The organism is Bacteroidota bacterium (genome assembly GCA_018692315.1).
Classification (GTDB): Bacteria; Bacteroidota; Bacteroidia; order Bacteroidales; family JABHKC01; genus JABHKC01.
Genome location: JABHKC010000209.1, coordinates 1 through 8,352 on the forward strand (window position 1 = coordinate 1; position 8,352 = coordinate 8,352).

The window sequence follows — 8,352 nt, forward strand, 5'->3', positions numbered from 1 at the left end:
AAATTGAAAAGACCTGACAGGTTTTCAAAATCTGTCAGGTCTGGTATTCAGGCAATTAGATTTCTTGTAATAGTAACAAAGGAATAATTCAACTCTCACAATTCTCATTGCAGAAAAATCTCCTGAAATTAATCAATAGAAATACATTCCTGCCGACATGTTTATTTCGATACGTTCACCTCATTTGCCGGATAGGTTAATATTACAGCGTTATACATTTTTATCTGATAAGCTTCGCCCGGAACCATGTTTCCAATCATATTAATGCCATATACGGGCCAATATGTCTGGCCTAAATAGTTTTTAACAATGACTACATCACTTGCAATTGCGCTTAACATAACAACTATTGAAGCGGGTGTTTTTCTTAAATACGAAATATATGACCACCCTGCCAATATATTGCAAGTTGTATTCTCCGGCTCTACTGATAAACCTGTAATTATCAAGGTATCTGCAAGGCTTGTTTTTATTTGATAGCCTTCGCAATTCGAAATATTTCCTATCATGTTTATGCCCCATGCAGGCCAATAAGCTTGTCCAAGGTAATTTTTCACAATCTCAACATTTGTAACTATATCAGTAAAAATTGAATCTAAAGAAGGCTCGTCCGATACAATATATGTTGAAAAAAAACTCCAACCCGGTAGCAATGCAATTTCCTGTGATTCACTTAATACTACTGAAGTCAAAGATAGTAAGCCACTTAATCCGTTTACTGCAAAAATTCCTTGATTTAGCATTGGAGGCATTGGCATATAGTCTGCAACAGCGTCATATACCAAATCGTCTGAAGCATCCCATATTTTCCATTTAAGTTGTTCTCCTGTAACAAAGCCGTTATTTAATCCGGTTTCGGCAGCCCATGCAGCTATCGAGGTTGTGGTATTTTCCCAAACTTGATAACCTCCACAAGCCAATGTTCCGAGCGAATCATAAAAAACTCCTATGTAATCTCCATAATCAATCTGAACTCCATCTATAGTAATTGGAGTTATGTTTTGAATCAGAATTGTATGATTTGAAGAGCTGATAGTATATGACCAATTTGGTGCGGGGTCGAAAATTTCAAAAGTCCCTGTCAGGTTGCAAGCGTTATTATCGCTTATAGTCAGGTCATAGATTCCAATTGCAAGAGAGTATAAATCTTCTGTTGTTTCGCCATTGCTCCAGATATATATATATGGAGGAGTTCCACCGATAACAGATATTTCAATTGTGCCATCGTTGGCACCAATTAGTGATAAATCTTCAGTTTGAGCTTCAAAATCGAAATGTACGAATTCTATATAAACAGTATCCTTATCGCTACATGAAGGTTTTCCTGAATTGTATTCAATCCATTGAAATGCTTTTAATCCATATTCAGAAACTGTTACACTGGCATTCGGAGCAGTATTATTTCCATTTAGCCAGTTTGCAGTGCCGGTACCATCAATCATACTCCACTCGCCGGTAGAATTACCGGTAGTAAATTCTGCAGCAAAATCATAATTCAAACTACAGATAACATCATCTTGACCAGCATTGCTTGTAGGAGTTTGATAAAATGTGATTTCTAATGTATCGCTTGAATGGCAGGTATATGCATAAATATTCCATATAACGGCAGCAGTAACAAAAGCAGAATCTCCGAAACTACCAGCTAAAGGCTCTCCCGGTTCCGACCAGCTATCAGGTATTGTAATAGTTGCTGCAGGATCGAACTCATTGTCGAAATCGGCACCTAAAAATGATGTTGACCAATAAGCATTAGTATATTGTTGCCCTATAAGTGATGCATCCAATTCGTAAGTTGTTCCGCATATTTCATTCCCAAGTCCTGCATATGCTGTAGGAGATGTCAAATTTTCAATAGTAGAACTTTGGGCATCGTTAGAAGCATCAATATCAGCAAACAATTCTGTTTTTACAAGCAATTGATAGGTGTTCGGCGACTGCAAATTTAAATATGTCGAAAAAGTATAATTCATAATATCGTTGCCCGGAATTGCAGGCCCATTGTAGATTTCACTAAACCAGGTCAAACCATTATCTAATGAATATTTTATAGTAAAAGTGTCATTTAAATCTGTTTGCTCAAAGTTTTTAATACTTACTGTTAAAGCCTCTGAATTGGACAAATTGCAATCTGATACCGGAGAAATTATGCTTTCAATACCAATATCTTTTAAGGAGAAAGCAGATAATGAAACAATTCCGCTAAGTCCATTCACTATAAATACAGAATCATTTGGAAACATGGAGTTAATGTTGTAAACTGCTGTAGCATCATATTCAACATTTGTAGAGCTCTGCCATATTTTCCATTTAAAAACTTCGTTGCTGGCAAATCCGTCGCCTCCAATATCTACTCCCCAGGCTGTAATTGAATTCAAATTTCCTGTCCATTCCATATATCCTCCACAAGCAAGACCACCTCCCGGAAGACCATAGAACACACCAATATAATCACCATTTTGAATAGGATTTCCATCAATCGTTATGGTGGCTGTAGCCGGAACAAGAATAGTATGGTTTGTGCCTGTAATATTATAATTCCAGGATTGAGTATAAGCAAGCTCAATATAATCTGTGTAAACTACAGTATCTGAATCGAAATAATTTGATGCTATAAGACTTACAGTATAAAGACCTTCGCTTAGGTAGGTATGACTGGGATTTTGCAATGTACTTGTTGTACCATCACCAAAATCCCATAACCAAGAATTTGCTGTTCCTGTAGTAAGGTCGGTAAAATTAAATGAGCTGCCTACCAAACCTGCAGTTGTATCAACCTCAAAAGAGGCAGACAGAGTAATTGCAGTATCTACAATTGTTCTGGCCGATTGATGAACAGCGTGATTCGCATTATTCTGAATAAAGGCAACTATTGATAGGTTTGAGAAATCTTCAACCGTGTTTCCAACAGGAAAGGTATAAGAAAACGGAAAGGTGTACACATTCCCAGCCATTAGTGAACCAAGCGGGGTACCTAATTCATTTGGCAGCATTTTTTTTATTGTATAAAGGACTTGATTTACCTCTGTGCAAGTTACATTATTATAGGTTTCGTTTTCAACAATGACAACTTGCAAAACTGCTGTGGGAGTGTTAATATTAATTTGAGGAATTACATCAACTTCAGTTACAACCTGGTTGCCAAGAATTTGAGCAGATACATCCATGAAAAATACTGAGTATTCTGTATTGTAGCTGTTCGTAATGAGTGATGTTGTGATTATGGAAAGATGCTCTGGAGCTCCACCGTTAAAAGAGACATTTGGAACGGCATTTACGCCATAATAGGCATACCTTACTGAATCCTCAGTAGTATGATATGGATCGGTATAACCTGTCCAGGGACAGCCATAACGGATTGTAGCACAGCTATTCCCACTCTGAATAATATTTGTCTGATAGAACGGTTCTAAACTGCAACATGGGGAACAACTACCAGCTGCATTAAACTCTTCGACAAGTGGCAATTTTGGAATAATATTGCTTAATGTAACCAATGTTGTAGTGATAGTATCATTATTTGCATTTTGATCGCCTGACAATGATGTAGCAACGATTAATTCATAAATTCCCGGTGTAGAAAAATCTGCCGTTTGGTTGAACGTAAATACAACACTTTGACCTACACCAAGCGTGCCAGTGTAACTTTCAACAATTGGATTAGCTCCGGAAACAGAATATGCAACATTAAAACCTGAGCTTATACTTTGCGAACCAAAATTTTGAATGTTTACCGATATTTGCTCACTATTAGTAAGTGATGTTCCGGAAATTGGAGTAAGAATATTTGTAATACCAACATCTATGCTATCAACAAATGAATTTAAGTCGTATCCAAAAATTGCAGTTTCTTGCACTAAACCACCAAGAGTAACTGTGCCTGCCAAAATGTTTGGCTCAATAAATAATCCGCCACCCAAAGTGCCTGAACCAACATCCGGAAGAATATTATATTGAAAGGTTTGATTGCCGGAAGCAATATTAATTTTTTTAAGATCAACAGCATTTTGGCTTGTGTTTGCCTCAATTATCCAAACATATGGTCCACCTATTGAGATACTGTCGTAAGCAGAGCCATACATGCCGGTGCATCCATGTGATTGGGCAGAAATTGAATTTAACAATAGCCCCGTACGACTTATTAAACTTAAATCAGTTGCCCAGTTTCCAACCCAAAAAGCATCGTTGCCGTTGTAGCAAATATTTCGTACTTCTGTTCCTGCAGGGCAATTAATTACACCGGCTAAAGTTCCTGTGGTGAAATCCATTTCATAAATTGCAGAACCAGCATTGCCGCCATAAAAGTAGGTGCCATCATAGGCTAAATCGCGCAATCCGCTTACTCCCGGAATAGAAAATTGACTTATGTAGTTTCCTGTCATTGAGTATTTTAATATTGCTGAACTATTCCACACTGTTACATAAAAAAATGAACCATCTGTTTCAATTCCTGCTTGATTTGTAATACTTGTATTCACAGGGTAATTAAATTGTAGATTTGCAGTCCTCTGGTTGGGTACAGTAGGATGAGAAGTGCTATTGCTAACTACTTCATAGTTTTGACAAACTTCATTATTTTGAGAAGCAAGATTGCCGGCTTCTTGTCCCATAGAAATCATCACTAATAAAACTAAGGCTGCTAAAAGTATTGGTTTTCTCATTATCTTAAAATTAAATTTATAATGGAACTTCTAAAAATGTAAATTTCTTCGTTGTTTCAAAATTTCAAAATCCTCATTTACAATAGTAAACTGCGGTTTTGAAATTCCTTACGCCTTGAAATTTACTATTTATAGAAGTCCCCATAAGCAAATACATCAAAATTTCAAGCTCATAAAATTAATTATTTTTTTAAGAAATATATTTTTTTAACAATTTCGGCCAAATCTTTTTTTGAGGTACTGGAAATTAACTTTCACCCTATAATTATGAAATATCAAGTTCAGTTTATTGTCCTATCATTTACTTTTGTCTTGACACAAAAGTAACAAAAAGTCAAGAAAAAATGATGCTACCACCCACATGCCAGCCCCCGCCCGCCATTTTTTCAGGCCAACGCCTATAATTTTGATAAAAATTATTTTGGTGGGAACAACTATTGAAATTTGCCGGTAAACAATGAAATTCTCGTTTTCTGAAAGTGAAAATTTCATTTTATATTTTTTGGTAACTTTACTTACGGGGAGTATTGAGAAATTAGTATTGTCCCAAAATTATCTGTAGCCTAGATTTTTCTTTCTTTTTATCAAGAGAAAGAAAACAAAATTAATCTAAATTGTTAATATTCAGTATACAATAACATGTAAAAACGCAAATCGGGCTTTTAGTCTTTTACAAATTCAATTTACCTTTAGATGGCAAAAAAGGTTATTTTCATGAAACTTTCGAAGGAGTTTGTTTCCTAAGGTTTTCGAAGAACAGCCTATGATAATGCAATTTAGCATTTTAGATTAAAGATAGCTGCCACCAATACATTTCTCTTCAGCACCTCAAAAAAAGATTTAGCCTACTTAATCAGTTTTGAACCTTAGCTTAGTTAGGCGGATAAGTCAAAATTGCTGCATTATTCATTTTAATTTGATAACCTTCGCCGGGGTTCATGTTGCCAATAGAATTAATGCCAAACTGTGGCCAATATATTTGACCTGCACCGTTTTTAACAATATTTATATTACTGCTAATTCCAGATAACATACTAGCAATAGCAGCCGGAGATGTTCTGGTATAACCAATAATGCTCCATCCGGAAGAAATTTGAATAGGGAAATTTTGAGGATCAACCAGAACTCCAACAATATCAATATTTTGAGACGATGTCATATTAATTTGATAACCATCTTCAACTGAAATATTTCCAATATTATTAACACCATATAAAGGCCAATATATAAGACCTGAGTCATTTTTGATAATTATTACTTCTTGTTGAATTAATTGGAAAATGCTATCAATATTGGATTCAAATGGGTCAATATATGTTGAAATAATGCTCCAACCTGGAGAAATTGATAAAGTTTGAGTTTCCGAAGATATGAAATCCAATGTTGAAATTCCGCTTATCCCATTAATTGCAAAATTACCTGAATCAGGAAATGAGATAGTATTGTATGAAACTGAAAAAAAATCAAATTCTATTTGAGTTGAAATCTGCCATACTTTCCATTTAAAGACTTCATCAATATCAAATCCATCATTTCCAATATCTTCGCCCCATGCAGTTATTGTAGTATTTGTACTATCCCAAATCTGATATCCTCCACAAACCAATGTCCCTAGGGAATCAAAGAATACGCCAATATAATCGCCGGATTCAATTTGAATGCCATTTATTGTTATTGGAATTGTATCTTGAATATGTATTGAATGATTTGTAGAAGTAACAGTATATGTCCAATTTGTAGGATCTGTATTAATAAGTTCTGCAATTTCGAAACTTTTATTTTTACTACATCCATTTGCATCTACTACATTTACAGAATAAATTCCTGCAGCAAGGTTATCAATATCTTCCGTACTATACCCATAGCTCCATAGGTAGAAGAACGGTACGGTTCCTCCTAAAACAGATATATCAATTGCGCCATCAGTTGCTCCTGTGCTGGACAGTTGAACAATGGTTTCTGAAATTTCAATCTCATCTGGTTCAGTAAGTGTGAGATTGTTTTCCGCAACTATACCTAGGATATCTGTAATTGTTACAGAGTAGAATCCTGCTGACAAATTACTAAGATCCTCAGTGGTTGCTCCATTTGACCAAAGGAAAGTAAAAGGAGGCATTCCAGATTCAATTGTTACATTAATTGCTCCATCTGAGAATCCATTACAACTTACATTAGACACTTCATACTTTACATTTAAAATTGGATCTTTTACGCAACGAACACTCATACCATATTCCCAAGTAGTGAATGCAAGCCCATTAGTTGTAAAATTATAATGTGCCGTACTATTCCATGAATGGTGTCCGATACCATTACCTGCATAGGAAGACCAGAAACGAGCATACATTCCTATTTCTTCAAACTCTGAAAAATTTCTATAACCTCCTGGTAAGGCTGTAAAGCCAGAAATGTTTGTAGCTCCTGAATTTGGACTAATCCAATGTGTTGTACCAGTTTCTTTTAGTTTTCCACCAGCTGGCCAATATCCACCTAAATAATTCTGCAAGTGAAACCATTCTTGTTTACTCGGAACATGCCATCCGGTTGGGCATACACCTTGTACTCCACTTGGGGCTAAATTGCTACTTGCTTCACCATTCATTACTGCCGGCCATGTGTAAAGTTTTCCATAAACTATAGTATTTGAAGTATCATCATCATAATCGAAATAATAATTAGTAGTATAATCATAATGAATATTGCCGGCATTAGTTCCATCAACTAATGCAGTGCCATTTGCATAATGTGTAGTCTTGAGGTTTTCTTTCATCCAACATTTATTCCCAATTTGCACTGTATTATAAACATTGCCATCAAAGTCAGTAACTGTTGGAGTGTTAGGGCAAGGATTCTGGGCTAAAATATTTTGATAAAATAAAATTGCGATTAATAATAGTAAAGCTTTTTTCATAATTAATCTAATTTATTATTGCAAATATAATAAAACAAATGTGATTCTGCAAAAGAATTTGTTTTTATATTTAGCTAGTTATTTGACAGTTGCAAAGAATATCTTATATCACAATGGGAACAAAAAAACATAAGTAAAATTTCTCCGATTACTTTTAGTCATCGGATAACTGAACTGTATGCAAACAAATCACTTAATACTCATAATCCTCGTTTCAGAAAAATCTCCTGAATTTAATCTATAAAAATACGTCCCGGCAGACAATTTTTTTCTTTCGTAAATAATTGTATGTTTTCCGTGAGGATAGTTTTGCGACTGTATTGTTTCAATTTTTTCGCCAATAAGGTTAAAAAGCTCAATTTCTACAAAAGTTTTCTCAGGAAGAAAAATACCAATTTCAGTGGTTTCGGAAAACGGATTTGGCGTGTTTTGGAAAATTTCGATGTTCGTTAGTCGGTGTTCGATATTCGATATTTTTTCAACCACCGAAATTTTATTGGTTTCATAAAAATCATCGCCTTCGAGCCAAGTTTCGATTTCAAGAATTTGCTCTCCCGATAAATTTAAGGATTCGCCATTCCAAATTTTTAAGGTAAATTTTCCTGTCAAACCATCAATTTCTTCAGTCAATTCATCGTCGCCCCAAATGGAAATTGCAAGATTTTTACCTGTATAAACTCCCGATCCTACAAGCAAACCACTCACACTAAATACTCCGATCTCACTAATCATTACCGGTTTTGTTTCCCATGCTGTTTTTGGAATACCCAAAGTCATATT

Annotated in this window: 3 protein-coding genes; all 3 read right to left on the reverse strand. The window is 35.2% G+C overall.

Annotated features, from left to right (window positions below):
- Positions 1-161 precede the first annotated feature (161 nt).
- A complete protein-coding gene (locus HN894_15510; protein ID MBT7144729.1) occupies positions 162-4,661 on the reverse strand; it encodes a PKD domain-containing protein in 4,500 nt (1,499 codons plus the stop codon).
- Positions 4,662-5,532: 871 nt separating this feature from the next.
- Positions 5,533-7,572: a hypothetical protein gene (locus HN894_15515; GenBank protein MBT7144730.1), complete on the reverse strand. Its 2,040-nt coding sequence runs from the start codon at positions 7,570-7,572 to the stop codon at positions 5,533-5,535.
- Positions 7,573-7,761: 189 nt separating this feature from the next.
- Positions 7,762-8,352: T9SS type A sorting domain-containing protein (locus HN894_15520; GenBank protein MBT7144731.1), on the reverse strand; the 591-nt coding region annotated here is incomplete at its 5' end.

Excerpts from the sequence above, each read along its gene's own strand:
- HN894_15510 (MBT7144729.1), bottom strand. The coding sequence starts at position 4,661 with ATGAGAAAACCAATACTTTTAGCAGCCTTAGTTTTATTAGTGATGATT.
- HN894_15515 (MBT7144730.1), bottom strand. The coding sequence starts at position 7,572 with ATGAAAAAAGCTTTACTATTATTAATCGCAATTTTATTTTATCAAAAT.